Annotated in this window: 25 protein-coding genes, 1 tRNA gene and 1 other RNA gene; 7 read left to right on the top strand and 20 right to left on the bottom strand. The window is 61.6% G+C overall.

The genetic code is table 11. From position 1 onward, the window contains the following. Positions 1 to 364 precede the first annotated feature (364 nt). From NUW13_04975 to NUW13_04950, 6 genes are all read left to right on the top strand, one after another. A tRNA-Leu gene (locus tag NUW13_04975) sits at positions 365 to 448 on the top strand. A gap of 628 nt (positions 449 to 1076) precedes the next feature. Next, positions 1077 to 1760: a GNAT family N-acetyltransferase gene (locus tag NUW13_04970; GenBank protein MCR4438379.1), complete on the top strand. Its 684-nt coding sequence runs from the start codon at positions 1077 to 1079 to the stop codon at positions 1758 to 1760. Between the two features lie 333 nt (positions 1761 to 2093). Beyond that, positions 2094 to 2957 carry an RnfABCDGE type electron transport complex subunit B gene (locus NUW13_04965; protein MCR4438378.1) on the top strand — a complete coding sequence of 288 codons (864 nt, stop codon included), beginning with the start codon at positions 2094 to 2096 and terminating at the stop codon, positions 2955 to 2957. A 28-nt stretch (positions 2958 to 2985) separates the two neighbouring features. After that, positions 2986 to 3204, top strand: a complete 219-nt coding sequence (locus tag NUW13_04960; protein MCR4438377.1) for a NifU family protein — start codon at positions 2986 to 2988, stop codon at positions 3202 to 3204. A 35-nt stretch (positions 3205 to 3239) separates the two neighbouring features. Further along, positions 3240 to 4052 (top strand): DUF116 domain-containing protein, encoded by an 813-nt coding sequence (locus NUW13_04955; protein ID MCR4438376.1) that lies wholly within the window; start codon positions 3240 to 3242, stop codon positions 4050 to 4052. A gap of 79 nt (positions 4053 to 4131) precedes the next feature. Next, a complete protein-coding gene (locus tag NUW13_04950) occupies positions 4132 to 5139 on the top strand; it encodes a hypothetical protein (protein ID MCR4438375.1) in 1008 nt (335 codons plus the stop codon). Between the two features lie 48 nt (positions 5140 to 5187). Here NUW13_04950 and NUW13_04945 read toward each other — a convergent pair whose 3' ends face one another. The 18 genes from NUW13_04945 to NUW13_04860 all read right to left on the bottom strand — a co-directional run bounded on the left by NUW13_04945 (position 5188) and on the right by NUW13_04860 (position 22425). Further along, on the bottom strand, positions 5188 to 5961 hold the full coding sequence (locus tag NUW13_04945) for a type III pantothenate kinase (GenBank protein MCR4438374.1): 774 nt from the start codon (positions 5959 to 5961) through the stop codon (positions 5188 to 5190). A gap of 79 nt (positions 5962 to 6040) precedes the next feature. Beyond that, positions 6041 to 6853 carry a biotin--[acetyl-CoA-carboxylase] ligase gene (locus NUW13_04940; protein ID MCR4438373.1) on the bottom strand — a complete coding sequence of 271 codons (813 nt, stop codon included), beginning with the start codon at positions 6851 to 6853 and terminating at the stop codon, positions 6041 to 6043. A 96-nt stretch (positions 6854 to 6949) separates the two neighbouring features. Then, a complete protein-coding gene (xerD, locus tag NUW13_04935; GenBank protein MCR4438372.1) occupies positions 6950 to 7888 on the bottom strand; it encodes a site-specific tyrosine recombinase XerD in 939 nt (312 codons plus the stop codon). Continuing rightward, positions 7885 to 8592 (bottom strand): hypothetical protein, encoded by a 708-nt coding sequence (locus NUW13_04930; GenBank protein MCR4438371.1) that lies wholly within the window; start codon positions 8590 to 8592, stop codon positions 7885 to 7887. Before NUW13_04930 ends, xerD begins: the two co-directional genes overlap by 4 nt. A gap of 15 nt (positions 8593 to 8607) precedes the next feature. Continuing rightward, the gene (locus tag NUW13_04925) at positions 8608 to 9048 is read right to left on the bottom strand and encodes a hypothetical protein (protein ID MCR4438370.1); all 441 of its coding nucleotides are present in this window, start codon (positions 9046 to 9048) and stop codon (positions 8608 to 8610) included. A gap of 75 nt (positions 9049 to 9123) precedes the next feature. Then, positions 9124 to 9336, bottom strand: a complete 213-nt coding sequence (locus NUW13_04920; GenBank protein ID MCR4438369.1) for a cold shock domain-containing protein — start codon at positions 9334 to 9336, stop codon at positions 9124 to 9126. 124 nt (positions 9337 to 9460) lie between these two features. After that, positions 9461 to 10189: a PASTA domain-containing protein gene (locus NUW13_04915; protein MCR4438368.1), complete on the bottom strand. Its 729-nt coding sequence runs from the start codon at positions 10187 to 10189 to the stop codon at positions 9461 to 9463. Positions 10190 to 10223: 34 nt separating this feature from the next. After that, positions 10224 to 11615 carry a 16S rRNA (cytosine(967)-C(5))-methyltransferase RsmB gene (gene rsmB / locus NUW13_04910; GenBank protein ID MCR4438367.1) on the bottom strand — a complete coding sequence of 464 codons (1392 nt, stop codon included), beginning with the start codon at positions 11613 to 11615 and terminating at the stop codon, positions 10224 to 10226. Between the two features lie 7 nt (positions 11616 to 11622). After that, a complete protein-coding gene (gene fmt / locus NUW13_04905) occupies positions 11623 to 12573 on the bottom strand; it encodes a methionyl-tRNA formyltransferase (protein MCR4438366.1) in 951 nt (316 codons plus the stop codon). A 66-nt stretch (positions 12574 to 12639) separates the two neighbouring features. Continuing rightward, complete coding sequence (yajC, locus tag NUW13_04900; protein ID MCR4438365.1) at positions 12640 to 12954, bottom strand: preprotein translocase subunit YajC; 315 nt, start codon at positions 12952 to 12954, stop codon at positions 12640 to 12642. Then, positions 12951 to 14111 (bottom strand): tRNA guanosine(34) transglycosylase Tgt, encoded by a 1161-nt coding sequence (tgt, locus tag NUW13_04895; GenBank protein ID MCR4438364.1) that lies wholly within the window; start codon positions 14109 to 14111, stop codon positions 12951 to 12953. The genes yajC and tgt overlap by 4 nt, the downstream gene beginning before the upstream one ends. 8 nt (positions 14112 to 14119) lie before the next feature. Continuing rightward, on the bottom strand, positions 14120 to 15484 hold the full coding sequence (gene radA, locus NUW13_04890; protein ID MCR4438363.1) for a DNA repair protein RadA: 1365 nt from the start codon (positions 15482 to 15484) through the stop codon (positions 14120 to 14122). A gap of 814 nt (positions 15485 to 16298) precedes the next feature. Continuing rightward, positions 16299 to 17540, bottom strand: a complete 1242-nt coding sequence (locus NUW13_04885) for a hypothetical protein (GenBank protein MCR4438362.1) — start codon at positions 17538 to 17540, stop codon at positions 16299 to 16301. A 50-nt stretch (positions 17541 to 17590) separates the two neighbouring features. Then, positions 17591 to 18718 (bottom strand): aminotransferase class V-fold PLP-dependent enzyme, encoded by a 1128-nt coding sequence (locus tag NUW13_04880; GenBank protein MCR4438361.1) that lies wholly within the window; start codon positions 18716 to 18718, stop codon positions 17591 to 17593. Between the two features lie 168 nt (positions 18719 to 18886). Further along, positions 18887 to 19642, bottom strand: coding sequence for a slipin family protein (locus tag NUW13_04875; GenBank protein ID MCR4438360.1), 756 nt, complete (start codon positions 19640 to 19642; stop codon positions 18887 to 18889). A 56-nt stretch (positions 19643 to 19698) separates the two neighbouring features. Next, positions 19699 to 20997 carry a nodulation protein NfeD gene (locus NUW13_04870; GenBank protein ID MCR4438359.1) on the bottom strand — a complete coding sequence of 433 codons (1299 nt, stop codon included), beginning with the start codon at positions 20995 to 20997 and terminating at the stop codon, positions 19699 to 19701. A gap of 38 nt (positions 20998 to 21035) precedes the next feature. After that, positions 21036 to 21257 (bottom strand): DUF2905 domain-containing protein, encoded by a 222-nt coding sequence (locus NUW13_04865; GenBank protein MCR4438358.1) that lies wholly within the window; start codon positions 21255 to 21257, stop codon positions 21036 to 21038. Positions 21258 to 21276: 19 nt separating this feature from the next. Next, positions 21277 to 22425 (bottom strand): P1 family peptidase, encoded by a 1149-nt coding sequence (locus NUW13_04860; protein MCR4438357.1) that lies wholly within the window; start codon positions 22423 to 22425, stop codon positions 21277 to 21279. Positions 22426 to 22770: 345 nt separating this feature from the next. Between NUW13_04860 and ssrS the strand changes: the two genes are divergently transcribed. Continuing rightward, positions 22771 to 22959, top strand: a non-coding RNA gene (gene ssrS / locus NUW13_04855) — 6S RNA. 370 nt (positions 22960 to 23329) lie between these two features. On the opposite strand, the gene NUW13_04850 is transcribed toward ssrS, so the two are convergent. Together NUW13_04850 and NUW13_04845 are read right to left on the bottom strand one after the other, a co-directional pair. Further along, complete coding sequence (locus tag NUW13_04850; GenBank protein MCR4438356.1) at positions 23330 to 24865, bottom strand: YifB family Mg chelatase-like AAA ATPase; 1536 nt, start codon at positions 24863 to 24865, stop codon at positions 23330 to 23332. A 122-nt stretch (positions 24866 to 24987) separates the two neighbouring features. After that, a complete protein-coding gene (locus NUW13_04845; GenBank protein ID MCR4438355.1) occupies positions 24988 to 26280 on the bottom strand; it encodes a hypothetical protein in 1293 nt (430 codons plus the stop codon). Positions 26281 to 26402 lie beyond the last annotated feature (122 nt).

Raw genomic sequence — 26402 nt, 5'->3', positions numbered from 1 at the left:
TGGGGTGTACCTCTATCGGCTGGTAGCGGGGAGCCAGGTGGCGAGCCGCAAGCTGGCCCTGGTGCGTTAGCAGAGCGTCATTCGGTCGGCGCAGCAAGGACGGGGGGAGCCTGCACTCGGCCATGGCACTCATCGAAACCATATGTACTTCCCCAGCGGCATGCTAATGCCGGTGGCGGCATCCGGGAGGCTTTGAGGGAGACTGCCCGACCTGCCATGAAGACCACAAGCCCTCGAAAGGGCCTTCGGAAAGCTTGCCTTGCAAGTGACAGCCGCGATACGAGAGCAGTGCAGGAGGCGCGAGGAGGAGCAGAGGAACATTTTGCTTGATATTCCGGGTCGTATTTGATAAATTTGCAGGCGCGCCGGGGTGGTGAAATTGGTAGACGCACAGGACTCAAAATCCTGCGGACTTTTGTCCATGCGGGTTCGATTCCCGCCCCCGGCACCTGCGAGGCCGCGGACCGCTTCCACACCGCGGCCTTTGCCCATTTCCGACATCCTGAGGTCCCAGCCCGCGTGGTGGGAAGCGCCGAAGCCGAGGACGCCACCCGCAGCCAGCGGCGCCATGGCCCACCACGAGTCGCTCTCGGAAAAGCACGCCCACTACTCCCCATCAAGTGCGCAAGACAGGAGAAGCAAGGCACCATGTCCAGTCGGGGATGGCCACGGGGAGGTACTTACTTCCACAGCCCATTGCCTTTCTGCAGGCAATGACGCCGGTACGGGGCTCGTGCGACGAACTGGGGCGCGTCCCGCTTGCATACCCACCCGCCGACTGCCGATAGCGTGCCTCAGCGGCCAGTAGCGGATAGTGGAGGAGGGAGGCAGGCAAAGGCCTTCCCCCTGGGAGAAGAGCAATGGCGAGGGCCTGCCCGCTTTCAGCGAGGAGAATCCTTCACGCTGGTCCTTCCCCGGTCCTTCCCGCGGCCAGCACACCTGCGAGGCGCCGCAGCCAGAAAAGCCTTGATAGTGGCGCTGCCGTTGAGTAAAATTGTACATGATTTTTTGGGGTGGGAGAGGGCCCATGTGTCAAGCCCAGATTGCACCTCCGGGAACCGGGAGAACCCGTTAGCATGGGGCCGCCAGAAATGCTTCGCCAAGAAACGCCAGAGACCTTCACTTTGACGCAGACGCAGAGGAAGCCTGCCAGCGAGCTCTTGGCTCGAGCCTTTCACGCTGACCCGGCCTTCGTCTTCACGATTCCCGACCCGGTGCGCCGCCAGGAGGTGCTGCCGTGGCTCTTCGAAAGATTGCTCACGTCAGTTCTCGACTGTGGAAGCGTGCTTACGACCCCGTCTCTGGCCGCCGTGGCACTGTGGTTGGGACCGGAGCGGCCGTCCCTGCCAGCGTGGACGTTGGTGCGCAATGGGCTGGTCTTTCTCCCGCTGGTTTGTGGCTTCTCAGCCTTCCTGAGGTTCATGGCAGTGGCGAAGGGGAGCGAGCGTCTCCACCAGCGCACCTTGGGGGGTAGGCATTGGTATTTGTTCGCCATGGGGGTTGAGCCCAGCCATCAGCGTCATGGCGTGGGAAGGCAGCTCTTGGACTCCATGTTGCTCGGTGCTGACGCCGAAGGGCTGCCCTGTTACCTCGATACGACCAACCGGGCGAACATCGGCTACTACGAACGCCATGGCTTTGTTGTGGCCGGCAAAGAGAAAGTTGCGGCGGCACGGGGTACAGAACTGACCATCTGGGCGATGGTGCGTCATCCGCGCCTGACCTGCGAAGCACCGCATCACTCCTCCCCTGTCGCCTGAGCGAGCGGACTTGGTGGGTCGCCGGGAGAGGCCCGTCGGAGTTCCGAGGGCCCTCGGGCCCGGGTGAACTTCTCGGGCATCTCAGGTGAGCTTACAGCGTGAGCGAAACCTGCGTGCTGCCATCGCGTGTGTTGTCTGTTACCACTCCGGGACACATTCACGAGCGGCATGCCTCTTGGAATAGTGGTCCCCCGGGCGGCCAAAGGCGAGGAAAATTCCGCTTGATTTTTTGGCATTTTGTCTATAGCTTTGCCTGCGCGAGTGAACCGGCGGCACTGGCCTGCCGCAGGAACTGACGAGAGCAGAAGACTGCAACGCAGGACGTGAAAGGCAATGCATCCAACGGTCGTCACGATTTTGGCATCGATGTTGGGACTGGGGGCATTGGGGGCCCTGTTCGGCGGCGGACTGGCCTATGCCGCCAAGAAGTTCGCCGTCAAGGTCGACCCTAAGGTCGAAGCCGTCCAGGCGGTGCTGGGCGGGGCAAACTGCGGGGCATGTGGCTTCCCCGGATGTGCCGCCTTTGCCGAAGCAGTGGTAGCCGGGGTCGCCCCGTACGAGGGCTGCATCCCTGGCGGCGCAGACTGTGCCCGGCAGATTGCTGCCATCATGGGCGGTGAAGTCGGGGAGCTCAAGGAAGCGCCGGTGGCGGTGGTCTGCTGCCAGGGGGGGCGAGCAGAGGCCGGCGATCGTTTCATCTACCAGGGCTATGAGGATTGTGAGGCCGCTCAACTCATTGCCGGCGGAGCAAAGGCGTGTATCTACGGGTGCTTGGGTTTTGGCACCTGCGTGAGGGCGTGTCCATTCGACGCCATGGCGATGAACGGCAACGGCCTGCCAGTGGTGTTCGAAGACAAGTGTACCGGCTGCGGCAAGTGCGTGAAGGCCTGCCCGCGAGGTATCATGCAGCTCATCCCGCGCAGCCAACGCATCTACATCGCCTGCAGGTCCCAGGACCGGGGTAAGCAGGTGAAGGAGGTGTGCACGGTGGGCTGCACGGGCTGCACCCTGTGCGCCAACCCCAAGACGACGTCTTCGGGCTCCATCCGCATGAACGGCTTTTTGCCAGAGATCGTGAACCCCACCGCGGACGATTTGGAGCAGGCTTTCGCAAAGTGTCCGACACACAGTTTTGTGCGCAGGGGGGAGAAGGTGACTGAGCCACAGGCTCAACCAGAGGAGATGACGACGACCTGAGGGTCGTCAAACAACAGTGGAGAAGGTTATGCAAGAGAAGGTAAAAGAGGTTCTCGACAGGATTCGGCCAGCATTGCAACGCGATGGCGGAGATGTGGAGCTGGTCGAGGTGAAGGACGGTATCGTCTCTGTGCGACTGAAGGGTGCCTGCGGTGGTTGTCCGATGTCCCAGATGACCTTGAAGATGGGTATTGAGCGCGAGATCAAGAAGCTGGTCCCCGAAGTCAAGCAGGTGATTGCCGTCTGAGCTCAGATGAGCGGACTCGCCGGGGTGCGCTGGGCATGACAGCCAAGAAGAAAGAGTCGTTGGCTAGACTCGAGATCCGCGACCGACATCTTGGGGACGAATGGCTTGCGCCGGACTGGTCCATGGAAGAGGCGTCTCAGGATCTGCACGTGGGGAGACGTCTCTTCTTGGGCTTTGCTCTGTTGGCGATGGCCTGCATTGGGGCGGGCGTCTGGCTGGCATGGTACCTGGTCGTGCCCCGGCTGAGCTCCTTTCATCCGCTGCTGCCCTATGTGGCGGGGGGCGCTGCCCTTGCGGGGCTCATCATTGCTCTGCTGTGGTTTGCGCTCACCGCTGTCTCTATCGTGTTCGAGAAGAATTTCCTCCTGCTTCTTTTCGGGCGCGAGTTTTCGTTGTCGTTCCTGGCGCCACTTGTGCTTCACCTCGGGCGGCGATTTGGCCTTTCTCGCGACAAGATGAGCCATTCCTTCATTCGCGTGAGCAACTCCCTGATCCGTGCCACCAGGAAGACGGCGCAGTGTGACAAGCTGCTCATTCTCTTGCCGCGTTGCCTGCAGCGTTCTCTCAAGGAAAAGGTGGAAGAGTTGGCGCGCAAGTACGAGTGCGAGGTGTACGTGGCCAGCGGGGGAGAGGCAGCGCGGCGCGCGGTTGCGCTCACTCGCCCTTCCGCCATCATCGGCATCGCCTGCGAGCGCGACCTGGTGAGTGGCTTGCAGGACAACGTGACCCGCATCCCCATCATCGCCATCCCCAACCGGCGACCGGAAGGGCCGTGCAAGAACACCCTGGTGGACTTTGCCGAGGTGGAGCGGGCGGTGCAGTTCTTTCTCGGCGCTCGCGCCCGGTGATGCTCGCCGTAGCCGGTCACCCATTCTTCTTGCCGGTTCATCCTCCTCGCTCCCAGAGATGAGCAGCGCTGGCGACAAGATGCGAGCTTTGGCCCTGTTCTCCGGTGGCCTGGACAGCCTGCTTGCCACGGCTGTCATTGTGCGCCAGGGAGTGGAGGTCATCGCCCTGCATTTCGTCACAGGCTTTGCCCCCCCACGGCGGGGCCGTGAGGAGGAAGAGGCGGGAATCCGGTGGGTGGAGCGCGCAGCAGCTGCGGTGGGGGCGCGGGCAGAGGTAATTGATGTTTCGGGCCCGTTCGTGGAGGTGGTGCGTAACCCGCGCCACGGCTATGGCCGCTTTGCGAACCCCTGCATCGACTGCAAGGTCTTCATGCTGCGCAAGGCCAAGGAGCTGCTCGTGCGGTACGATGCGCGCTTTGTGCTCACCGGAGAGGTCTTGGGGCAGCGTCCGATGAGCCAGCACCTTCCTGTCTTGAACCTCATCGAGAAGGAAAGTGGCCTGAGAGGACTCCTTCTGCGCCCGCTTTCGGCCAAACTACTCAAACCGACAATCCCGGAAATAGAGGGGTGGGTCAACCGCGACCAGCTGTACGGCTTTAGCGGTCGTTCGCGCAAGCCGCAGATCGAGTTAGCGGCGCAGTTAGGTATCACTTCCTACGCGCAGCCGGGTGGGGGCTGCATGCTCACCGACGAAAACGTCGCACGGCGTGTCCTCGACCTGCTTGGCCACAAGGACAGATCCGCGATCGGCAAAGACGAGCTGCAGCTCTGCATGTATGGCCGCCATTTTCGCCTCTCTGACAAGGTGAAGGCAGTCGTTGGCCGCGACGAATGGGACAATCTGGCAATGGAGCAGTGTGCCGCAGGCAGGTGGCAGCTGCGTGCCCTGGCCTATCAGGGGCCGTTGACCATAGTCGACGGCGAGGCGAGTGCCGAAGAGCTGGCGGTGGCCGCGCGACTCACCGCGCGCTACTGCGATGGCAAGCATGAGAAAAGCGTAGCGATATTGGCGGAGCGCGAAGATGAGCAGGTCAATGTCCTGGTCGCCCCCATGCCGGACGCGGAGCTGGAGGGTCTGCGCATCTGATGACTGTCGCCGCGGGGGCACGGCCGCGCAGGCGAGAGGATGGCCTGCTCAGTGCGCTGTAGCTACCCGCTGGTAGATCAGGCGCATGCCGTGCAGGGTCAGATGGGCGTCAAGACGGTAGTCAGCCGGGAGTTTTGGCACCATGACCGGGGCCAGCCCGCCGGTGAGAATCACCTTTGGCGTGTCGCCGAGTTCTGCTGAGATTCTCTTCACCAGTCCTTGCACCATCTCCACACTGCCATACATGAGGCCGGCCTGCATGCTTGTCTCGGTGTTGCGTCCAATCAATCGCTCTGGGAAGCGCAATTCCACCTTCATGAGGCGCGCTGCGCGGCGATGGAGCGTCTGGAGGGACGTCTCGATGCCCGGAGCGATGATGCCGCCAAGATAATCTCCCTCCTCAGAGACCACGTCAAAGGTAGTGGCGGTGCCAAAGTCGACGATGATGAGCGGGCCGCCGTAGCGGGCATATCCTCCCACGGCGTTGCAGAGACGGTCAGCCCCCACGGTCGATGGGTCGTCGTAGTGGATCTTTATGCCGAGGTCGAGGCGAGCGCTCACCACGATCGGTTCGTGGTGCAGGCGCTCCCTGATCATTGCGTCGATGATGAGCGTCAAGTTGGGGACCACCGAGGAGATGATGCTCCCCTTGACCTGGGCAAGGTCGAGGCCGTCGGCGGCAGCAAGGGAGTGAAGCAGAGCCCAGCACTCGTCCGCTGTGCGGCTCACACTGCTGCTGAAGCGCCAACTGTGCAGGAACTTGTCGTCCTGAAACAGACCCGTCACCACCTGCGTGTTGCCAATGTCAATCGCGAGTAACATGTCCCACTCCAGCATGCGTTTGTCTTATGGCTCTTACCGACTCAGCCCTTTTCCTCGCGATGGGCTGTGTGCCTTGGGATTACTCAGGCAGGAGCTGGCAATCTCCTGCCACGATCGCCCGTAGCTCCCCGGAGGCCGTTCGCAGGAGCAGAGCCCCGTCCTCTGCGATGTCTTCTGCCACCCCCTGAAGCGTTGAGTGAGGCTCGACGATCCGCACGGGCTTGCCCAAGTGCATGCATCTGGTTCGCCAGGCGCGCAGCAGGCGCGCGAGATGACCCGCCTCCAGTTCTTCCCACCTCTTCTCCACGGCGCCAAGAATTGAAGCTAACAGCGCCATCTCATCGGGAAGCGTGCTCGTGTGGTCGCTGAGCCAGGTTGCCGTCGCTTGGATGTGCCGAGGCATGCGTTGCGCATGCGCGCGGTTCGTGTTGATGCCCACACCGAGCACGGCGAACTTGAGGCGGTCGCCGATGAGCTCGGTCTCGGCCAGGATTCCGCAAAGCTTCTTGCCAGCGACGAGCACGTCGTTGGGCCACTTCAACTGTGCCTTGATACCCGTGATTTTGGCAATTGCTTCTGCCACTGCCAGTGCGGCTGCTAAAGAGATGAGGCCACAGCGTTGCGGTGCAAGCGTCGGGCGCAGCACCAAGGAGAACCAGAGGCCGGCGCCTGGCGCCGAGTACCAAGTGCGGCCGGCGCGGCCACGGCCAGCAGTTTGCGCGCAGGCGGAGACAAGGTAGCCGTGTGGTGCGCCTCGCTGTGCCAGCTCCCGTGCCACCTCATTCGTGGAGGCCACGGACGAGAAAAACTGTGCCGCCCGCCCGAGGTGCTTGGTCTTCAACAGGGTGGCAAGCCTTGCCTTGTCCAGTGCAACGCGTGGGGAGAGATTCATTCTCGGCTCACGTTCGTTTTGTCACCGAATGCCCGACTCTCAGTAGCAGGACTGCCTTTTTGTGGCCGGCCGGTTTGCCTATGGTCAGCGTGCTTGTCAATGCGTCTCCGACTCAGCCCAGGTGGCGCCGTGCGGGCGTCGTCGCTGTTCCAGCGGGTGGTACTGGCGATGAACCTCGCGCAGATACTGGCGGTCGATGTGCGTGTAGATCTGCGTCGTGCTGATGTCCGCGTGGCCCAGCATCTCTTGCACCGCACGGAGGTCGGCTCCTCCTTCGATCAGATGCGTGGCAAAGCTGTGCCGCAGAGCGTGCGGCGATACCTCCTTGCGAATGCCTGCTGCCCGGGCGTATTTCTTGATGATTTCCCACACCGCCTTCCTGCTCATCGGATTACCACGGACACCGATGAAGAGCGCATTCTGCGAACGTGCTAACTTGGCGTAGCGAGGACGAGCCTCGCTCACGTACCGCTGCACCCAAAAGATGGCCTGCTCGCCAATTGGCACGATGCGTTCCTTGCCCCCTTTGCCAAAGACGCGCACTAAACCTTCCTGCGCGAGGAGATCGGAAAGCTGCACTGCCACCAACTCGGAAACGCGCACCCCTGTTGCGTAAAGGAACTCAAGGATGGCCCGATCGCGGATACCCAACGGTTCTGCGACGTCCGGCTGCTCCAGGAGGCGCTCCACCTCGTACTGGTCGAGCACGGTGGGGAGCACTTGTGCCCTCTTTGGCAGGCGCGTCGTTTCCGTGGGGTCAGTTTGGGCGAGCTCCTCGGCGACCAGGAAGCGATGGAACATCCTGATCGCAGAAAGGTTGCGGGCCACTGAGGTGACGCACAAGCCTACCGCAGCCAACTGTTCCAAGAATTCGGTCACCATGGGGGGGCGTACCTCGTCGGGCCTGCTCACCTGTTTGCTCTCGAGAAAATCCACATACCTTTCTATGTCGTGCCGATAGGCGAGAAGCGTGTTGTGCGCCATCCCCCGTTCGACCACCAGGTAGTCAAGGAACTCTTCCACGAGCTGCTTCATTTTGCGCTGTCCACGGCCCGTGTCCGCTCCAGCCCCGGGCAGGCGCGCACACAGAGCCCGCAAATGTAGACGCCAAGACTCCTGCTCTTGGCGAAAGTGCGCACCTGGTCATAGCATCGTTGGAAAACGAATTCCTCGCGCGTTTCCCCGATGGCATGTGCCGGACAGGCGGCAATGCACGCGCGGCACTCGTTACAGCTGAAAGGCAGAGGTTCTGGCTTAGGCACTGGCATATCGGTGAGCACGGTCACCAGGCGCACCTGTGCTCCGAAGCTGGGGGTGACCAGGAGGTTGTTGCGCCCCAGCCAGCCGAGACCAGCGGCCACTGCCAGGTGGCGGTGCGAGAGGTGGCCTGTCTGGTTTTGCCAGTCCACCACCTGTGAGGCAGGCACCGACACGGCTTGCCACCGGTGGTGCTGCAGGAGACCCGCAAGCAAGAAGGCAAGTCTGTCCAGATGCGCGTTGGCCTGGCGATAGTGCCACTTGTAGAGCAGTGTCGGACCGTCGCGCAGGCCATCAAGCACGGCCTTGGACAGGCGCACGGCCAAAGAGAGGGCATAAGGTAGCCCTTCGGCCTCACCAGGCGCGAAATGGAAGGTGTCGCGCACGCCATCGATGGGGCATGCACCGAACAGCGCGGCGCCGTTGTTCATGGCAAAGGAACGCAGGACGGGCAGGAGCTCTTCTGGAGAAGCCCTTTCCACATCTGACCTCATCCGCTACTTGGACTCTGGCAGAAGGTGCTCGGTGAGCGAAAGAGCGATTCCAGAGAGCATGACCTCTGGACCAAGCTGGGTGAAGTCCCCCGAGAGGAGGCTTGCGTCCACATTGGCGTACAATGAACAGCCAGCCTCCTTTTCCACGATCAGGCCGGCCAAGCGACCTTGATGCTCGCCGACGAAAGTAACTTCCCCCAAGACCTCGCTCACCACGTACCCGGTGCAGAAATGGAGCTGGAGGTGGGTGTTGCCCGTGTAGACGGAGATGAGGTTTCCCTCTTTTTCGCCGATGGGTATGTCGGGGTAGATTTCCAGCGACAGCCTGCGGCCGTCTTCCTTGTTCTCCAGAAGAAAGCGGTAGTTGTTGGTCATCCGCTTGGGCGGGACGCCCAGAACCTTGGCGATCTTGTCGATGTCTTTTTTCGCAAATACGCGCTTCATGCGCATCCTCACCCGCGTGGGGCTACTCTTTCGCCTCGGCAGTTGTCGTTGGCGCCTGTCTTCCCGGGTAGCACTTTACTGCGATGCCGCAACTTTGATGACCTTGATGGCCTTTGGTCCCTTCTCGCCGCTGACGCTGGCAAAGTATACCTCGCCACCTTGCTCCAAGGTGCGGAAGCGTTCCTCCTGGATGGCGGTGAAGTGGACAAAGACTTCCTGCCCGTGCTCGTCTTCGATGAACCCATAGCCCTTGGCGGCGTCGAACCACTTCACGCGTCCTCGCCGCATGGGCAACCCTGCCGTGGCCAAGTGCTCCTGCGCTGTCTGAGGACCCTGTGCGGCCAACTCTGCCGCAAATATAGGGAATTGCTCCGTCATTGTCAAGATGATTCACCTGACCGTGAGTCGGCGTCTACTCTGGCAGGCGGCTGACCACCAAGTCGACGGTCTGGCCGGCCACTGCCGCTGTTCCTGCTGCCGGCGACTGGTCGATGATGGTCTCGGGCAGCAGCTTGTCCGAAATCTGGTAACGCACCGCGCCCAAGGTCAACCCGGCGCGCTGGATCACTTTCGTCGCCTCGGCTAAGGACTTGCCGATGAGCTGGGGGACGACGAACTGGTCCGGCGCCGGCCCGAGGCTCACGGCAATGTCCACTTCAGTGCCTTGCTTCACCATCTGACCTTTGGGGATCGATTGTTCGCACACCACGTCGCTGAGGTACTCTGGGGAAAAGACATACTCGATATTGCGCAGCACCAGACCCTGGGCCGACAGATCGAGCGCAGCACTCCTCTCGGAACGCCCTACCAGCTTGGGCATGGTCACAAATCGTTCCCCCTTGCTGACGATGACGTAGACCCGCCTGCCCCGCTTGGCCGGGGCCCCTGGCTCCGGATTCTGGGAAAGAACAATCCCTGGCTCATGCTCGCTATCGAACTGCTCCCCGGCCTTGACTATTTGGAAGCCTTGCTGGCTCAGCCTCATCTGCGCGCCGGCATAGGTGAGGCCCACGACCTCCGGCACGTACACATCCTGGCCGTGCCGGGTGTACAGGGGCATGAGGACGTTGTCGCAGACAAGGTACAGCAAGACCAGCCCGCCGATGCCGGCGGCCAACCGTTTCAGTGCAGTGGAAATCATGTGCTTTCCTGGGAGTGCCTTTGCTCAATTTGTCCTAAGAGCGCCGCACCAGGCGCGCGGCGAAGCTGCCGTCTATGCCATGGTGGTGGGAGGTGCGCACATACCCTGCCTCGTCAACAAGTTCTGGGAGCACGAACTGCGCCCCATGGTCAAGCACGAAGCCGGGGTGAGTGTCCAAAAAGTGCTGCACCACCTGTTCATTCTCCTCCGGCTCGATGGTACACGTCGCATAGACCACGCTCCCCCCAACCGGCAGCAAATTGGCGGCACTGCTAAGGAGCTGCCGTTGCAGGGCGACAAGCATCGGGATATCGCTTTCGCGACGCTGCCAGCGGAGGTCGGCGCGTTTGCCCAGCACGCCAAAACCCGTGCATGGTGCATCGAGGAGCACGTGGGTGACTTCGCGCACCGCTGGCCACTTGCCATCGGCCACCACGGGATGGACGTGTTTCAACGACAGCCGCGCGCAGTTTTCGGCAGTCAGCCGTGTGCGCAGCTTACTGATATCTGCCGCAATGATACGTGCCTGGTCAGCAGTTAGTTCCGCCACGTAGGTGGCTTTTCCACCTGGTGCAGCGCAAAGGTCAAGGACTGTGGACTCTGGTGAGGCGGCGAGCAGGCGCGCGGGCAGTCCGGCGCTCACGTCTTGCACCGAGCACTTGCCCTCTCGCAGGATGTCCATGCGGCGCAGCTCCACCTGGTGGCTCCGCACGACGATAAAGTTCTCATCGAAGGGCGAAGGCACCGCCTCGATGTCCTTACCCAAACTCGCCAGGATTTCCTCGGGCTCGGCGCGCAGACGATTCACCCGAATGGTGACCGGCGGCGTCAAGTTGTTGGCCTGGCAGAGCTGTATGGTTTCCTCGATTCCGTAGCGCTTTACCCAGCGCCGCACCAGCCACGCAGGGTGCGAATAGCGCGTGCTTATGCCCTTCACCGGGTCGGCTTCGATGCTCGGCCACGGGATGCTCTCTCTCTGACGGATGAACGAGCGCAACACGCCATTGACCACGCCGGCCCAGTTCTTTCCAGCGACCTGCTGTGCCAGTTGCACGGCCTGGTCCACCGCCGCGTAATCGGGAACCCGGTCAAGGGCGAGCAGCTGATAGAGGCCCGTCTCCAGGATGGGCAGTATGGATGTCGGGCAACTTTTCAGCCCTCTGTGGAACAGCCGATCCAGAAGCCAGTGAATGGTACCGAGCCAGCGGCAGGTGCCGTTCACCAATTCGGTGGCCAGGGCCCGGTCGCGCGGCGTCAGGGGGGAGCGCAGCAGGGCGTGGTCCAGGAGCAGGTCGAGTCGACCCTGCCCCTCGTGCCACTGGCGCAGCACGTTCACTGCCACCTCGCGCGGCGAACTGGTTTGCCGTCGCGCCAAGTTGGGCCTGGCGGTAGCCTGTGAGGCCCGACCGTTACGTGCTCTCATCATCACTCACCTATACGCTCTTGCCTAAGATTGTTCCAGCTTGCAGGGCGTGACCCTGCAGGAACTCCTCGGTGGTCATCCGCCTTTTCCCTTCCGGCTGGACTTCCAAGAGGGCCAATACTCCTTCGCCCGTGGCCACATGGATGATGCCACCCTTTCGGTCAACACGCGCAACTTGGCCGGGGCGCTTGCCGTGCCCGTAGGGCTTCACCACCTGCGTCCGATACACCTTGAGTAGCTTGCCTTCCAGATATGTGAACGCGCCCGGGAAGGGGCAGAGACCGCGCACCAAATTGTGCACCTGCACAGCGGTTTTGCGCCAGTCGATCTCGCACATTTCGCGGACGATCTTCGGCGCGCGGGATGCTTCTCCCTGCTGCGGCTTGGGCACGGCACGGCCGTCGGCAATGAGGTCCACAGTCTCCACCAGCAGCTCGGCGCCGGCCAGTGCCAGACGATCGTGCAATTGGCCCGCAGTCTCATCCGGCCCGATGGGCAGCTGCCTTTGCAGGATGATGGCCCCGGTGTCTACCTTTTCCTCGATGAAGAAAGTGGTGACCCCGGTCTCTCGTTCGCCGTTGATGATCGCCCAGTTGATGGGAGCAGCCCCTCGGTATTTCGGAAGGAGAGAGGCGTGCAGGTTCACCGTTCCCTTGGGCGGCATAGTAAAGACTTCTGGCGGCAGAATGCGGAAGGCAACCACAACGAACAGGTCCGCCGCACAACGCCGCAGCTCTGCCAAAAAGACTGGGTCATTGAGCAATTCCGGTTGCAGGAGCGGCAACTGGTGGCGACTGGCGCAAAGTTTCACCTGAGACGGCTGCAAACTGAGGCCACGCCCCCGCTCCCGGTCCGGGGTGGTGACCACTGCGACCACCCGATGCCGGCTCTGGGGGAGTGCCTCCAATGAAGGCACCGCAAACTCCGGCGTGCCGAAGAAGACTATCCTCAGTGCATTCATAGCCCTCCGCAGAGTGGATTGAGTGACTGGGTAGCGCCCGCAAGGAGGCAAGAAGCCACCTGCTGGTCACGCCTTGTGCACGATCCTGTCCTTGGCCACCTCGACCTTCACGTTTTCGGCAATCTTCAGGATGACGATGTTCTCCTGCTCCTTTTCGCCGACCACGACGCCGTAGATGCCGCCCACCGTCAGCACGCGGTCGCCCTTCTGGATGCTCGCCAACATCTGGCGCACTTCCTTCTGCCGCTTTGCCTGCGGACGGATGAAGAAAAAGTACATGATGAGGATCAGCAAAAAGATCCAAAGAAACATGCCCATGGCAGGCTTGGTGCCTGCCGACCCGGATGCGCTCAGCATGAGCGCAGGGAGAAAAGCAGTCACGTCATCCTCCTTCCGTTTGGTTCGCTTTCGTCCGCGCCGGAGAGGTATTCTGCCAAGAAGCTCCTGCTCCAGGCCTCCAACCTCTCTTCGGCGATTGCTGCTCGCATTTCCGCCATGAGTCGCAGGTAGAAGGTTAGGTTGTGGATCGTAGCCAGCCGCAGAGCGAGGATTTCCTCCGCCTGGAACAGGTGGCGAATGTAGGCCCGACTGAAGGTGCGACACGCGTAGCAGTCGCAGTCGTCGTCGATGGGACGGAAATCCTCGCTGCACGTTGCGTTCTTGACCACCAGGGGACCGCGACGGGTAAACACCGTGCCGTTACGCCCGTTGCGCGTGGGTATCACACAGTCGAAAAGGTCGATGCCCATTGCCACGCATCGAATCAGATCTTCAGGCTTGCCCACGCCCATCAGATAGCGCGGCTTTTCCGGCGGGAGCTGCTGGGCACACAGTTCCGTGACCTCGTACAGCGCGGTCTTGGGCTCGCCCACGGACACGCCGCCGATGGCGTAGCCGGGGAAATCGAGCCCAACTAGGCGATCGCAACACTCTCCGCGCAGGTCGGCGTAGGTGCTCCCCTGGACAATGGCAAAGAGACTCTGCTCGAAGGAAAAGAGCGGAGTGGTCTCCTGCCAGCGCTTCTTGCTCCTCTCTGCCCAGCGTACGGTCATGTCCATAGAGCTTCGTGCGTAGCCCCACTCACATGGGTATGGCGTGCACTCGTCCAACACCATCGCAATGTCTGAGCCCAGGGCGCGCTGTAGCTCCACCACCAGTTCCGGGGTGAAGAAGGGATAGGAGCCATCAAGGTGCGATTGGAAGCGCACTCCCTCCTGGGTGACCTTGCGCAACTCGGCGAGGCTAAAGACCTGGTAGCCGCCGCTGTCGGTGAGCACCGGGCGGTACCACGCGGCGAAACGCTGGATGCCCCCTGCTTTCCGCACCAGCTCCACGCCGGGGCGCAGATAGAGGTGGTACGTGTTGCTGAGAATGATCTGGGCACCGCAGGCGACCAGGTCATCTGGCGACAAGGTCTTGACCGTTCCCTGCGTTCCCACCGGCATAAAGGCGGGGGTCTCCACCTCGCCATGGGCCAGGTGCAGCACTCCGGTGCGTGCGGCCGAACTCGGGTCTTTCTTCGCGATGGTGAAGCGCACCCGTCTCCCTAAGTGAGCAGCTCTTTGAGCGCCTGTTCGATCCGCTCGACGCCCTTGACGGTGACACCGGCCACGCGTCGTGTGGCGCGCATGCTTGAATGCGGAACGACGGCGCGCTGGAACCCCATGCGCTGCGCCTCGGCCAGGCGCTTGTCCAGGTGGGCCACGGCACGTACCTCTCCACCCAGGCCGACCTCGCCCACGACTATTGCCTTAGGATCGACCACCTTGTTCTGCATGCTCGAAGCAATGGCCACAGCGATGCCCAGGTCTGCGGCAGGCTCATCCAAGCGCACCCCGCCAGCCACGTTCACGAAGACATCAAAGGTGCCCAGACGGAGCCCAACCCTCTTTTCCAGCACCGCAAGCAGCAGTGCCACCCTGCGGGGGTCAACACCCGAGCTGGTGCGCTGCGGCACGCCAAAACTGCTGGGTGCAACCAAGGCCTGAATCTCCACCAGGATTGGCCTGGTCCCTTCCAGGATGCACCCGACCGCACTGCCGCTGGCATCGCCGCGTCGCTCGGAGAGGAAGAAGGCCGAGGGGTTTGTCACTTCGACCAGCCCCTTTTCGGTCATCTCGAAGACGCCGATTTCCCGCGTCGAGCCGAAACGATTCTTCACCGCGCGCAGGACGCGGTACATGTGGTCGCGGTCGCCCTCGAACAAGAGCAGGGTGTCGACCATGTGTTCCAGAGTCTTTGGCCCGGCAATGTAACCTTCCTTGGTTACATGGCCGATGAGAAAGATGGGTATGGCACTCCTCTTGGCCAGCGTGATGAGCTCCAGCGCGCACTCCCGCACCTGGCTAATGCTCCCCGGGGCACTCTCGAAGAGCGGCTTGTACATGGTCTGAATGGAGTCGATGACCACCAGACCAGGCTGCACTTCCTCTCCTGCCTCCAGCACCGCGTCCAAGTTTGTCTCGGCCAGCACGTAGACGTGCTCTGTGGAGGGCCCAAGGCGATCGGCGCGCATCTTGGTCTGGCGGGCGGACTCTTCGCCCGACACGTAGAGGACCGGGCGATCAGGGCCAGCCAGTGCCATGGCCTGCTGGAGCATAAGCGTCGACTTGCCGATCCCTGGGTCGCCACCCACCAGGATGACCGATCCCGGCACGATTCCTCCGCCTAACACACGGTTGAATTCAGTGAAGGGGGTGCAAAGCCGGATCTCCTCGGTGACCTCGACTTCTGAGAGGCGGAGCGGTTTGCTCACCGGAGTGGCGGGCGCACGCTGAGCACGGGCCGGCTGAGGGACAACTCTCTCCTCCACGAAGCTGTTCCAGGCCCCACATTCGGTGCACCGGCCCAGCCATTTGGGCGAGACATAGCCACACGATTGACAGACGAATCTGCTCTTCTGCTTCTTTATCTCGCTCACGGCTCGATCTCAGTCACAAGACTGGTCAGAGCGCCTCGAGGCTCCTGAATCATCCCGCCTGCGTCGCCCGCTGCTGGGCCCATGTGCGTTTTCTCCGGCAGTAGCGCCAGCCGTTTGAGCCCTGGTGACCATGGCCCTTTTGGTCCTTTTCCAAGGAAAGCACCGTGCTGCGTACGCTGACCAGGACAGAGAAGAGGAACTCCATGCCCAGAACACATGCCCTGATTCGCTACAGCCCCGTTTTTCTAATTCGGCTGGACAAGAGGCACCGGCAGCAACGCCTGCCGTCCGGCACTCCACTGACGAACGGCACACCCGCTCTGAGCCGTCTTCGAACTGCCGGCAGTGGTCACAGAGAACAAACCGACACGTTGGAAAGCTGCGCGAGCGAGCTTGTCGCCTTCTCGGGCCAGGGAGCCGTTGCACAGCGCAATGGCCGCCACCACAGGTGGAGAATCAACGCCTTTGTCCTGCACTTGCCTAATCGGATGGGTGAAGCACCAGTAGGGGGCCAGGGTCAACGTTCACGCGCCGGAGGAGCACAACGACTGCCTTGCTGAAGAGTGATGGTGTTCAGATTCATTTGCCTCTGGCGCGCACGGAGCCGGCTGCTGAACCGTGCAGTGCGCGCCGCCTCTGGGCAGTCCGTGCTGTGGCTGCGCCTCTGCGCCCGGACGCACAGCAAAGTATGGAAAAAATCGCTGAAAATCAAGCTGTTTTTTCTTGCCCGATCCTCTCCGCCATGCACATGGCACATCGCAGGCTCGAGGGAATCGCTCGCCAGAGAACCGACAGGTGCCCAAGCCTACTGGAAGAAATCCTGCAACTCTTCTACTGAGGGGGGGCGAGTTAGTTCCACCAGGTAGAGCTGAAACGTCCCTGTGCGATTCGAATGGAAAACAAGCCTCTTGCCATCAGGCGAAAAGCGGGGGTGCCCGTCAATGGCCTGGTCGTTGGTAAGCTGCTGCAGATTGCCGCCGTCTCTGCGGATGAGGTAGAGGTCGTACTTCCCCCTGTCCTTGGCGGCGAAGGCGATCGTGGTGCCGTCCGGAGAAAAGGCCGGCGCCGCCTTCACGCCCAACGTGTCAGTCACCACGCGCACCCGCTTCTTGGCCAGGTCCATCTCGCAGAGGAGAGAACGTCCTTCGTGTTCCTTGACGAAGAGCAGAAAACCTCCGTCAGCCGAAACCTCGGGTGCGAAGCAGTCTTCGCCAGGTTGGGTCAGGGTTATTGGCGTGAGGTCGTCCAACTGCATGGACATCACGCTACGCGTGCCGGTCTCCCCCAGGGGTGTAGAGACGTAGAAGAGCCGCGCCCCGTCTGGGGAGAAGACGGCATGGAAATCGTCGGCATGGCTCCTGGTCAACTGCCGCACGTGCCTTGATGGCACATCGAGCAGGTAGATTTCCCGCTGCTGCTGTCGAGGGTCTCGCGCCGGTTGGCTGTCGCGTGTGGAAGTGAACGCCACAAGTCGGCCGTCCCGCGCCGCGCAGGGAGCCTCGTCGCGAGCCGGATGCTCGGTGAGCTGGGTCAGGCTTCCTGAGGCAAGGTCCAGGACGAAGATTTCCCAGTTGCCGGTGCGATTTGTCTGCACGGCGATACGCCGCCCGTCCGGAAACCAGGAAGGGAACGCATGGTCATGAGGGCCACTGGTGAGTTGCTCAATATGGAAGGGCCTGCCGAGCTGGCGGCCTAAGCGAGCGAGAACCTCCGCTCCCTGGGGAGAGTCGACGGCACGCCGAATCAGCCGCTTGCCTTCCGCAGCAAAGCCCAACGCCCGCAGGGTCTGACCTTTCTCATACAGTGCCCAGGGATAGTCCGGCATGAGGGAAAGAGCGCTGTCGAACTGGGCCACGGCCAGCCGATATTGACCAGCGCCAGCGAGCGCCTGGCCCAGTCTTACCCGGGCATCGACGTCGTGGGGAGCCAGCTTCACGGCGAGCGCGAGCTCGCTGAGCGAAGAGTCACCATGACCGAGCTGCGGCTGGTGCGATGCACAGCCGAGCACCAAGCCTACACAAGCGAGCAGGAGAACACTGCGCATCATACGGTTTCCTTCATCTCCATGACCAGACCGCAGATACCCTTACGGAATCGCTACGGCAAGGCCGCTACCAGCCGCTCGATGTCCTGCGCGTTGTTGTAAAAGTGCGGCGAGATCCGGAGCAGCCCATTGCGCTCAGAGGTCACCACCTTTTCCTTGAGCAGCTTCGCGTAGATGACCCCTGCCTCCACAGTGGGGTGCCGGAAGCTGAGAATCCCCGAGCGGTGGCCATCTACCATCTGGGTGACCACCTCGTAGCCCCTCTCCGCTACCAACGAAGCCGCTAAAGCGGTGAGCCAGAGGAGCCGCTCTTCAATAGATGGGATGCCGACTTCTAACAACATCTCCACGCTGGCACCCAGGCCGGCAATGCCCAGCAGGTTTTGGCATCCCCCTTCGAATCGGCGCGCCGACTGCCTGAACGGCTGCGTTATGTCCGTGAATGCGGCCGGATTTTCCACGCTCAGCCAACCGAGCGTAGGAGTGAAGAGGGCGGGGAGGAGCTCTTTGCGCACGTAGAGCATCCCTTGCCCCCAGGGGCCCATCAGCCACTTGACGCCGTTGACGGCGACAAAGTCGGCACCTATTTCTCGCACATCAAAGTGGAGCGCACCTACGCCTTGGGTCCCGTCTACAAAGAAGAGGGCATTCCTTTCGCGACACAGGCGACCCACCTCAGCGAGGTCATGCCGCCAGCCGTCATCGTATTCGACGAAGCAGATGCTGACTAGCCTGGTGCGGCGGTCGATGGCCTCTGCCAGGGCATCGAGCGAGCCGTCGCGAAGAAGCCGGACGAGGCGAATTTCCACCCCGAGATTTTGCAGGTTCAGCCAAGGGTAGATGTTCGCGGGGAACTGATTGACCGGGGTGACCACGTTGTCCCCCGGCTGCAGGCGCAGTGCCTGGGCCACAACGGCGGCCGCTGCCGTCACGCTCTGAACAAAAGTGACCTCGTCGGGATGAGTGTGGATGAGCCCCGCCAGGTGCTGTCGGGTCTTTTCTGCGTACTCGTGCCACGCCTCTTCTTTCAGGTCGCCGTACTCACAGTCGCGCAGGTGCGCCTGGATTCTCTCTTGCACACGCCGCGACTCTGGTGCGTTGGAGGCATGATTGAGATACGCATATTCCGGCACTATGGGGAATTCACGCCGATACTGTTCGATGTCCTCGTCGGAAAGCATACCCTGCAGTAGTCAGCCCGGATCTCTTCTGCAAGCCACCTCTGGCGCCCGGCACGGCATTGACCGGATTTGGCGGAAAAGAAGGCGAGGCTGCATGCCCCGCCTTCTCTGCGCCTGCACACGCGCGCCACTTCGCTGGACGGGCGCCCAGGGCGTTAATGCCGCAGTCTATCGCCTTCGCTTCTTCTCCGCTTCGAGGAATGGCTTTACGAGTTCGATGGGAAGCGGGAAAACGGTCGTGGAATTGTTCTCCGAGGCGATGGTGGTAAGCGTCTGCAGGAAGCGCAGCTGCATGGCCATCGGCTCCGAGGCGATCACTTTGGCGGCGTCGGCGAGCTTTCTGGATGCCTGGAATTCGCCCTCGGCGTTGATCACCTTGGCGCGCCGCTCGCGCTCAGCCTCTGCCTGCCGGGCCATGGCGCGCTGCATCTCCACCGGCAGGTCGACGTGCTTGACCTCCACCATGGAGACCTTGATGCCCCAGGGGTCGGTCTGGTGATCGATGATCTGCTGCAGCTCGCGGTTGATCTTGTCGCGCGCAGAGAGAAGCTCGTCCAACTCAGCCTGCCCGAGCACGCTGCGCAGGGTGGTTTGCGCCAGCTGAGAGGTGGCGAAAAGGTAGTCTTCCACTTCCACCACTGCCTTAGCAGGGTCCATGACGCGGAAGTAGAGAACTGCGTTCACTTTCACCGACACGTTGTCCCGCGTGATGACGTCTTGCGGCGGCACGTCCATGGCGACGGTACGGAGACTCACTTTCACCATTCGGTCCACAAACGGGATGATCAAGAAGATGCCGGGGCCACGGGCGCCCACCAGCCGCCCAAGGCGAAAGATCACGCCTCGTTCGTACTCGCGCAAAATCTTGATGGCACTCAGCAGCAGGAAGAAGGCAATGACGATGACGATGATGAACGGTTGCATGATGACCCTCCCAATGAGTTATGCGGTGGCAGCCGCCTCAGAGCAGGCGGCCGATGCTAACTGGAGGCGAATTTCTTCACTTTCAGGCTCATTCCATCCACGCCCACCACCTGGATCTTCTGTCCTGCGGGAATGGGCTCGTCGCTGTAAGCGCTCCAGATCTCGCCATGCAGCCTGACCTGTCCCTCGGGCGCCAGATCAGTGACTACGACCCCCTTCTCTCCAATAAGTCCCTCTTTGCCAGTGGTGGGCTTGGTCATCTTGGCTTTCAGGGCCATGCCCATGGCGAAGAAGAAGAACAGGCCCGTGGTGATCGCCGCAGCCAATGCCACTCGCCAGTCGATGCGCATGCTGGGCATAGCGGTCTCCTGGAAGAGCATAAGCGAACCGATGAGCATTGCCACGATTCCTCCGATGGTAAGCACGCCGTAGCTGGTGACCTTCACCTCCAGCACGAAGAGCACGATGGCGAACAGAATCAGCAGCAGGCCGGCCGCCCGGACCGGAAGCTGTTGCAACGCAAAGAAAGCCAGAATCAGGAAGATGCCGCCCACTACACCGGGCAGTACCGAGCCGGGATTGGAAAGCTCGAAAAAGATGCCGTAGATGCCCAGGACCAGGAGTATGTAAGCGATGGTCGGGTTGGATATCTTGTACAGAATCAGAGAGCGCCAATCCATGGAGTACTCATGGATGGTGGCCTCTTTGGTGTGCAGGGTGACGCGTCCGGAAGCGACCTCTGTCTCTTTGCCGTCCAGCGTGTCCAATACCTCTTTCAGAGAGGCGCAGACATAGTCCACCACCTTCTTCTTCAAAGCCTCTTCTTCCGTGATCGAGGCGCTCTCGCGCACGGCCTTTTCTGCCCAGTCGGCGTTGCGCCCTCTCTTTTCGGCGATGGAGCGCATCCACGCGGCTGCCCAATTGGTGGTCTTTTCCGCCATAGTGGCGGAGGTGTCCTGCGCACCGATGCCGACCGGATGGGCGGCGCCAATGTTTGTGCCAGGGGCCATGATGGCAAAGTGGGCCGCCATGGTGATGAACACACCGGCTGACACTGCCCCTCCTCCGCTGGGCCACACGTAGACCACCACTGGCACGTCGGCGCCCAGGATGCCCTTTACGATGTCCTGCGTCGAGAGCACTAATCCCCCAGGAGTGTCCATCTTGATGACCAGGCACTCGGCACGTTCCTTCTCGGCCTTTTCGATATGCCGGATGATGAAGCGGGCCAACACCGGGTTGACGTCCCCCTCGACCTTGATGACGTGCACGCGGCCAGTGGCGCCTGAGGCTGCGGCGCTCACGGCCAAGAGGAGGGCAAGGAGTGAGAGAACTCGCAACAGGGATCTTTTCATCACGCGGTTACCTCGTGTGAGCACGCCACGTTTCAGCTTCACCGCCTGCTGAACAGATAGAGGATGAGGCTCAGAACAAGGCTGAGCACGACACACGTGGCGATTGGAAAATAGAAAGTGAAATTCTTGCGTTGCACGAGAATGTCGCCAGGCAATCGCCCCAAGAACGGAACCTGTCGGGCGAGCAGCAGCACCACGCCTACCCCAGCGAGGAAGAGGCCGAAGAGGAGCAGCACGCGCGCTATTGGGTTGAGGTCCATGGTGCCCACCGCGAATAAGCTATGGCCGCCTGCCAACTGGTAGCTCTGTGGTCCAGTTGAGCACATTGTATTTCCTGCAGATCTCCACAATTTTCTCCACAGGCAAAGCCTCGGCCTGGTGGCCGTCCTTTCCCCGAACCGGCGTGGCGCGAAAGAGAGAGTTGAGGATCGCTTCTTCGGTGGCTTCGACCACCGCTAAGAAGAGAGGGGAGAGTGCGCTATTTGGCAACTCGCGGAACTGGTGGAGGCCGCCCTCAGGTTTGGGGCGAATGCGCACTGCCGGACTGGTAGAGAAGGCGATGACATAGTCACCGCTGCCATTGGAGCAGTAGCCGCCTGTGTGGGCAAGTCCGAAGAGCGCGCGCTTGGCCAATCGTTTCAGGTTACGGCTGAGCAGCGGGGCGTCCGTGGCGACGACGATCATGCACGAGCCCTGCTCCGGCGGTTGCAGTTCTTCTCGCATGGGAAACCGCCCCAGCTCTCTGCCCACCGGAGCGCCGTTGATCTGCAGGATGCCGTCGAAATTGGTCTGCACCAGCACCCCTACCGTGTAGCCACCGCGACTCTTGGGCAGCACGCGCGAAGAGGTGCCGATACCCCCCTTGAACCCGAAACAGACCGTGCCTGTGCCCGCGCCGACACTACCTTCTTCCACGGGACCAGACTGCGCTAACTCCAAGGCCCTGAACACCTCCTCCACGCGAAGGCGCCGCCCGGCGATATCGTTGAGCCAACCATCGTTGGTCTCGCCCACCACAGGGTTCACCGAACGTACGTTCTGATTTCCCGGCATGCGCAGCGTGTAGTCGATCAGAGCTGTTGCCGCTACCGGGACGCTCAGCGTGTTCACCAGCGCGATGGGTGTCTCCAACTCCCCCAATTCTTCCACCTGGGTGAAGCCGGTCAGCTTGCCAAAGGCATTGCCGACGCTCACCGCCGCAGGTACGCGCTCCATGAAGAGATTGCCTGCATGGGGAAGAATCACTGTGACACCGGTGCGCACGCTATCCCCTTCGACGAGCGTATAGTGGCCAACCCTCACTCCCTCGACGTCGGTGATGGCGTTCCACTTTCCCGGCGGCAAGAGCCCGATGCACACGCCCACATCCCGTGCGCGAGGACGCTCTTGCTGGGCAGCGCTGTATGCCAGCGCCTCCACTCCTTGCATCAGTGCACCCCAGATCACCAGTAGTGCCACTACTCGCATTTGCCAACCTTTCCGCGTTGGCCACTCACCAGGGAGTTACGCGTGTTAGGCCAACACCAATTTAGCAAAAGGGCTGCTCAAAATCAACTGCTTTTTCCGCCGGTCGAGGTCTAACCATGGGACTACCCGGGTGGTGCGGCTCCCGGTCGGCGGCAGGCACCTCCCTCAAAAGGCCCGGAGCAACAAGGATATGGGCGCGCTCGCTCGCCGCGGCGACACCAGAAAAAAGTTGAGAAAAATGGCAGGGAAGAGATTTTCCGCTTGACATTTTCAGATATTTTTGCTAATATGATGACGCCTTAGAAAACATCCCTGCAAATTGAGCGGTGGTTTGTCAATTAAAGAGCCAACACCTGCCAATAGGGAGCCGAGCTCTGGACGTGGATTACAGGCCTCACCGTGCGGCGCGCGGTAGTGGAAGTAAGAAACGCCCAGGCGGTGCCCACCGTGTTGAGCACGGTTCTTTACGCAACCATCCTAATTTGCAGGGATTTTTCTTTTCTGTTCCGGACCTGATGAGCCAACCAGCGCTCTCTGTGTTCCCCCGCCGGTTCTGAGTGCACTCGTCTGCCGCAAAGCTGTCCTGCGCCCCAGTGACCACGCTCGCACGGTAGCTGCTTTTGTGAAGCTGTTACGCCTCTCTCGCGTCTCTGCTCTCTGCGCGTTCGACCTTGACTTTGCTGCAGCAGCCCTTCGAACTGAGAAGCGAGCGGGAGGCGAGGGAGCCATTCGTGGGTTATGGATGAACTCCTCCGACCTTGATTTCGCCGCGTGAACAACTCTTATTCTCTACTCTCCAGCGTTTCCGGATCTGATCTCCGGTGGGAATGGCAGAGTTTGTTGGAGTAGCTAGGAGGGAGGCCACTCACAGCATCCAATTCCTGTCCAGGGTGCGGTACTGGATTGCTTCGCTCACGAACTCGGGGCGAATCTCTTCACTTCCTTCCAGGTCGGCGATGGTGCGTGCCACTTTCAGCACGCGGTCGTAGGCACGGGCAGAAAACCCAAGGCGAGTGATGGCCGTACGCAGCAGCTCTTCGCTCCTGCTGTCGACCGGACAGTAGCGGCGGATATCCTTCGACTCCATGCGCGCGTTGCAGAAAAGCGCCTTTCGGTCACGGAAGCGGCGCAACTGAATCTCCCGCGCCCGCACGACTCTCTCCCGAATGACCGCCGAAGGCTCCCCCACCGTCTTGCCCGCCAGCTCCCGGTACTTGACCGCTGGCACCTCCACGTGCAGGTCGATGCGGTCCAGAAGCGGCCCGGAAACCCTAGAGAGATAGCGCTGAATCTGTGGCGGGGTGCAAGAGCATTCATGTGTCGGATCGGTGCGGTAGCCGCAGGGACAGGGGTTCATGGCGGCGACCAACATGAACTCGGCCGGATAGGTCAGCGACATCATGGCGCGGGAGATGGTCACCTTGCCGTCCTCGAGTGGCTGGCGCAGCACCTCCAACACGTTCTTCTTGAACTCCGGTAACTCGTCCAGGAACAGCACACCAAAGTGCGCAAGGCTCACTTCGCCCGGCTTGGGGATGGTGCCGCCGCCAATCAGGCCGGCGTCGCTGATGGTGTGGTGCGGCGAACGGAAGGGGCGAGTGGCAATGAGCGCCGTGTTGGGTGGGAGAAGGCCCCCCACGGAGTGAATCTTTGTGGTCTCCAACGCCTCCTCGAAGGTCAAATCCGGGAGAATCGTCGGGATCCGCTTGGCGAGCATCGTTTTGCCGGAGCCGGGAGGCCCAATCATGAGGATGTTGTGTCCGCCGGCTGCCGCCACTTCTAAGGCACGCTTGACATGCTCCTGGCCCTTCACGTCCTGGAAGTCGATGTCGTAATGCCTGCTCTGCGAGAAAACCTCCTGCAGGTCGACGGTGAATGCCTCTGGGTTGATGCGGCCATCGAGAAAGTCCACTGCTTCGCGCAGATGCCGGACTGGGATGACGGTGAGTCCTTGCGTCATCGCCGCCTCCCTGGCGTTCTCTTCCGGCACAATGATCCCGCGGATGTTATTGTTGCGCAGCGCCACCGCGATGGGCAGCACGCCGCGCACCGGACGGATCACGCCATCCAGAGCCAGCTCACCCACCAGCGCAAACTGATCCAGCAGACTCGTGGAAACTTGCTTGGTGGCCGCCAGAATGGCGATGGCCATGGGGAGGTCAAATGCCGAGCCTTCCTTCTTGACGTCCGCGGGCGCCAGGTTGACGGTGACTCTCTTGGGAGAGAGGCGGAAGCCGGTGTTCTTAATGGCAGCACTGACTCTCTCCTTTGACTCCCGCACCGCGCCGTCGGGAAGGCCAACCGTCGCGAAGGAGGGGAGACCCGATTCGAGGTGGGCCTCGACTTTTACGATGTAAGCGTCGATGCCCAAAACTGTCGCGCTCAGTGCACTGCCAAGCATAACCAACCCCGCTCGCGCTGCTTTACTGCTTGCAATATAGAAGAAAAGTTGAAAAATGCAAGTGAAAAGCTCGAAGGAGAACAGGCGGAGCCATCGACGCTGTACGGCGAGCTGGCGACGCATCATCTCTCTTTGCGCGCCCCACGCTTGCCTGGCGAGAGACAGGCGGACAGGGTGAAGTCCAAGGATGCCCTGTTGTAGCAGAGCGTGAGGTGGGGGGAATCGCCGCGCGTAAAAGAGCGGCAGACTTCAGAGCTGCTGGTTTGTGGCCGCGGGCATTCCCGGAGGGGGTCTGGCATGCTGGTGAGGTAGCGCCGCGCCACAGGGTGATTCAGCACCTCCAGCAGGGTGATGAGCGCCTCAACGGTGGATTCTGCCCCTGAGTTGCGGTTCACTCTGGTGGGGCTCTCGATGCCGTCGAAGCAGCGGCCGCTGGCTGGGTCGTACATGGCGGCGCGCGCCGCGTTGTTGCCGAGGAACCACGAGGCGGCAAGCCCCGCCAGCACCGCGCAGGTGGTGTCGGACGATGCCTCAGCCACGCCCAGCAGGCCGAGAGCGGCGCATCTGATGTCGTAGGCGATTTGGGGGAATTCTGCGGGGTGGGCCTGGTCGTCCACATGGAACTCGCGCAACCACCCCTCCACGAGCAGCCGGGACAGGAACTGCCGCCCCTCGCGCTCCGCTGCACTCACCAATTGTGGTTCGCCCAGCATCCGCCCCAAGGCGGCGAGTGCCTGAGTCTGCCCATTCCCCCACGCATGCCACACGCCAGGCCAGGAGAGGAACGCCCCGGCGTAGCGAGCCGTATCCGCAAGCTGCATGTACAGCAACCCCTCGGCAAGTTTCCTTGCGGCCGCCTCTACTTCGGGGTCAGTCTCCACCTGCAGGAATTCGACGGCGCCCAGCAAGAACTCGCTCGTCGCGTCGGCTGCACACCTTTGCAAAAGCCAGAGAGGGTAGAGGTGGCTCCCTATGGCGTCGTAGCGTCCATAGTGCGCGAGCACCTGGGACAGAGGTGTGCGACAACGCCGGAAGGCGTCGCGAAGCTCGTTGGCAAAGGCTGCGTCCCTTGCGCGGAAGAAGCGGTAGCCGGTGGCCAGTGCCCAATAGGCGCGTGCTGCAGAGAAGCCAAATCCTTTACGGCTGCTCTGCGCGGTTGTGTTGATGCTCAGAGAAGAGTCGACGAAATTGAAGAACTCCCCGTTGTTGGCCTGCAGCTTGAGTACGAAGCGCAACAGCCCACGCGCCAAACTGAGGTGCGAGGTATCGCCGGTGAGCGTCGCATAGCGCACCAGGAGCACTGCAGCGCGGGCGGCGTCGTCCACACAGGCGATGCCCTCCGACGGTGCGGCGACCCAGTGGTAGTCAGGATACTCGGCGTAGACGTGCAGGATGACCACCGAGTCGCCGCCCATCGTCGCCCATTCGCACAGGTGCTGCAAATGGGCAAAGTTGACCGTCGGTAGCTGGCAAGGACCCGGCCTGCGCTGGGCACAAACGCACCATGTGAGCGCTATCAGGAGGATGCTCAGAGTCG

Source organism: candidate division KSB1 bacterium (assembly GCA_024655945.1).
Classification (GTDB): Bacteria; Zhuqueibacterota; Zhuqueibacteria; order JANLFK01; family Oleimicrobiaceae; genus Oleimicrobium.
The sequence above is the reverse complement of the archived record's forward strand: the minus strand, read 5'-3'. Positions and strand labels throughout refer to the sequence as shown.

Excerpts from the sequence above, each read along its gene's own strand:
- NUW13_04970 (MCR4438379.1), top strand. The coding sequence starts at position 1,077 with ATGGGGCCGCCAGAAATGCTTCGCCAAGAAACGCCAGAGACCTTCACT.
- NUW13_04965 (MCR4438378.1), top strand. The coding sequence starts at position 2,094 with ATGCATCCAACGGTCGTCACGATTTTGGCATCGATGTTGGGACTGGGG.
- NUW13_04960 (MCR4438377.1), top strand. The coding sequence starts at position 2,986 with ATGCAAGAGAAGGTAAAAGAGGTTCTCGACAGGATTCGGCCAGCATTG.
- NUW13_04955 (MCR4438376.1), top strand. The coding sequence starts at position 3,240 with ATGACAGCCAAGAAGAAAGAGTCGTTGGCTAGACTCGAGATCCGCGAC.
- NUW13_04950 (MCR4438375.1), top strand. The coding sequence starts at position 4,132 with ATGCGAGCTTTGGCCCTGTTCTCCGGTGGCCTGGACAGCCTGCTTGCC.
- NUW13_04945 (MCR4438374.1), bottom strand. The coding sequence starts at position 5,961 with ATGTTACTCGCGATTGACATTGGCAACACGCAGGTGGTGACGGGTCTG.
- NUW13_04940 (MCR4438373.1), bottom strand. The coding sequence starts at position 6,853 with ATGAATCTCTCCCCACGCGTTGCACTGGACAAGGCAAGGCTTGCCACC.
- xerD (MCR4438372.1), bottom strand. The coding sequence starts at position 7,888 with ATGAAGCAGCTCGTGGAAGAGTTCCTTGACTACCTGGTGGTCGAACGG.
- NUW13_04925 (MCR4438370.1), bottom strand. The coding sequence starts at position 9,048 with ATGAAGCGCGTATTTGCGAAAAAAGACATCGACAAGATCGCCAAGGTT.
- NUW13_04920 (MCR4438369.1), bottom strand. The coding sequence starts at position 9,336 with ATGCGGCGAGGACGCGTGAAGTGGTTCGACGCCGCCAAGGGCTATGGG.
- NUW13_04915 (MCR4438368.1), bottom strand. The coding sequence starts at position 10,189 with ATGATTTCCACTGCACTGAAACGGTTGGCCGCCGGCATCGGCGGGCTG.
- rsmB (MCR4438367.1), bottom strand. The coding sequence starts at position 11,615 with ATGATGAGAGCACGTAACGGTCGGGCCTCACAGGCTACCGCCAGGCCC.
- fmt (MCR4438366.1), bottom strand. The coding sequence starts at position 12,573 with ATGAATGCACTGAGGATAGTCTTCTTCGGCACGCCGGAGTTTGCGGTG.
- NUW13_04885 (MCR4438362.1), bottom strand. The coding sequence starts at position 17,540 with ATGATGCGCAGTGTTCTCCTGCTCGCTTGTGTAGGCTTGGTGCTCGGC.
- NUW13_04880 (MCR4438361.1), bottom strand. The coding sequence starts at position 18,718 with ATGCTTTCCGACGAGGACATCGAACAGTATCGGCGTGAATTCCCCATA.
- NUW13_04875 (MCR4438360.1), bottom strand. The coding sequence starts at position 19,642 with ATGCAACCGTTCATCATCGTCATCGTCATTGCCTTCTTCCTGCTGCTG.
- NUW13_04870 (MCR4438359.1), bottom strand. The coding sequence starts at position 20,997 with ATGAAAAGATCCCTGTTGCGAGTTCTCTCACTCCTTGCCCTCCTCTTG.
- NUW13_04865 (MCR4438358.1), bottom strand. The coding sequence starts at position 21,257 with ATGGACCTCAACCCAATAGCGCGCGTGCTGCTCCTCTTCGGCCTCTTC.
- NUW13_04860 (MCR4438357.1), bottom strand. The coding sequence starts at position 22,425 with ATGCAAGGAGTGGAGGCGCTGGCATACAGCGCTGCCCAGCAAGAGCGT.
- NUW13_04850 (MCR4438356.1), bottom strand. The coding sequence starts at position 24,865 with ATGCTTGGCAGTGCACTGAGCGCGACAGTTTTGGGCATCGACGCTTAC.
- NUW13_04845 (MCR4438355.1), bottom strand. The coding sequence starts at position 26,280 with ATGGGCGGCGACTCGGTGGTCATCCTGCACGTCTACGCCGAGTATCCT.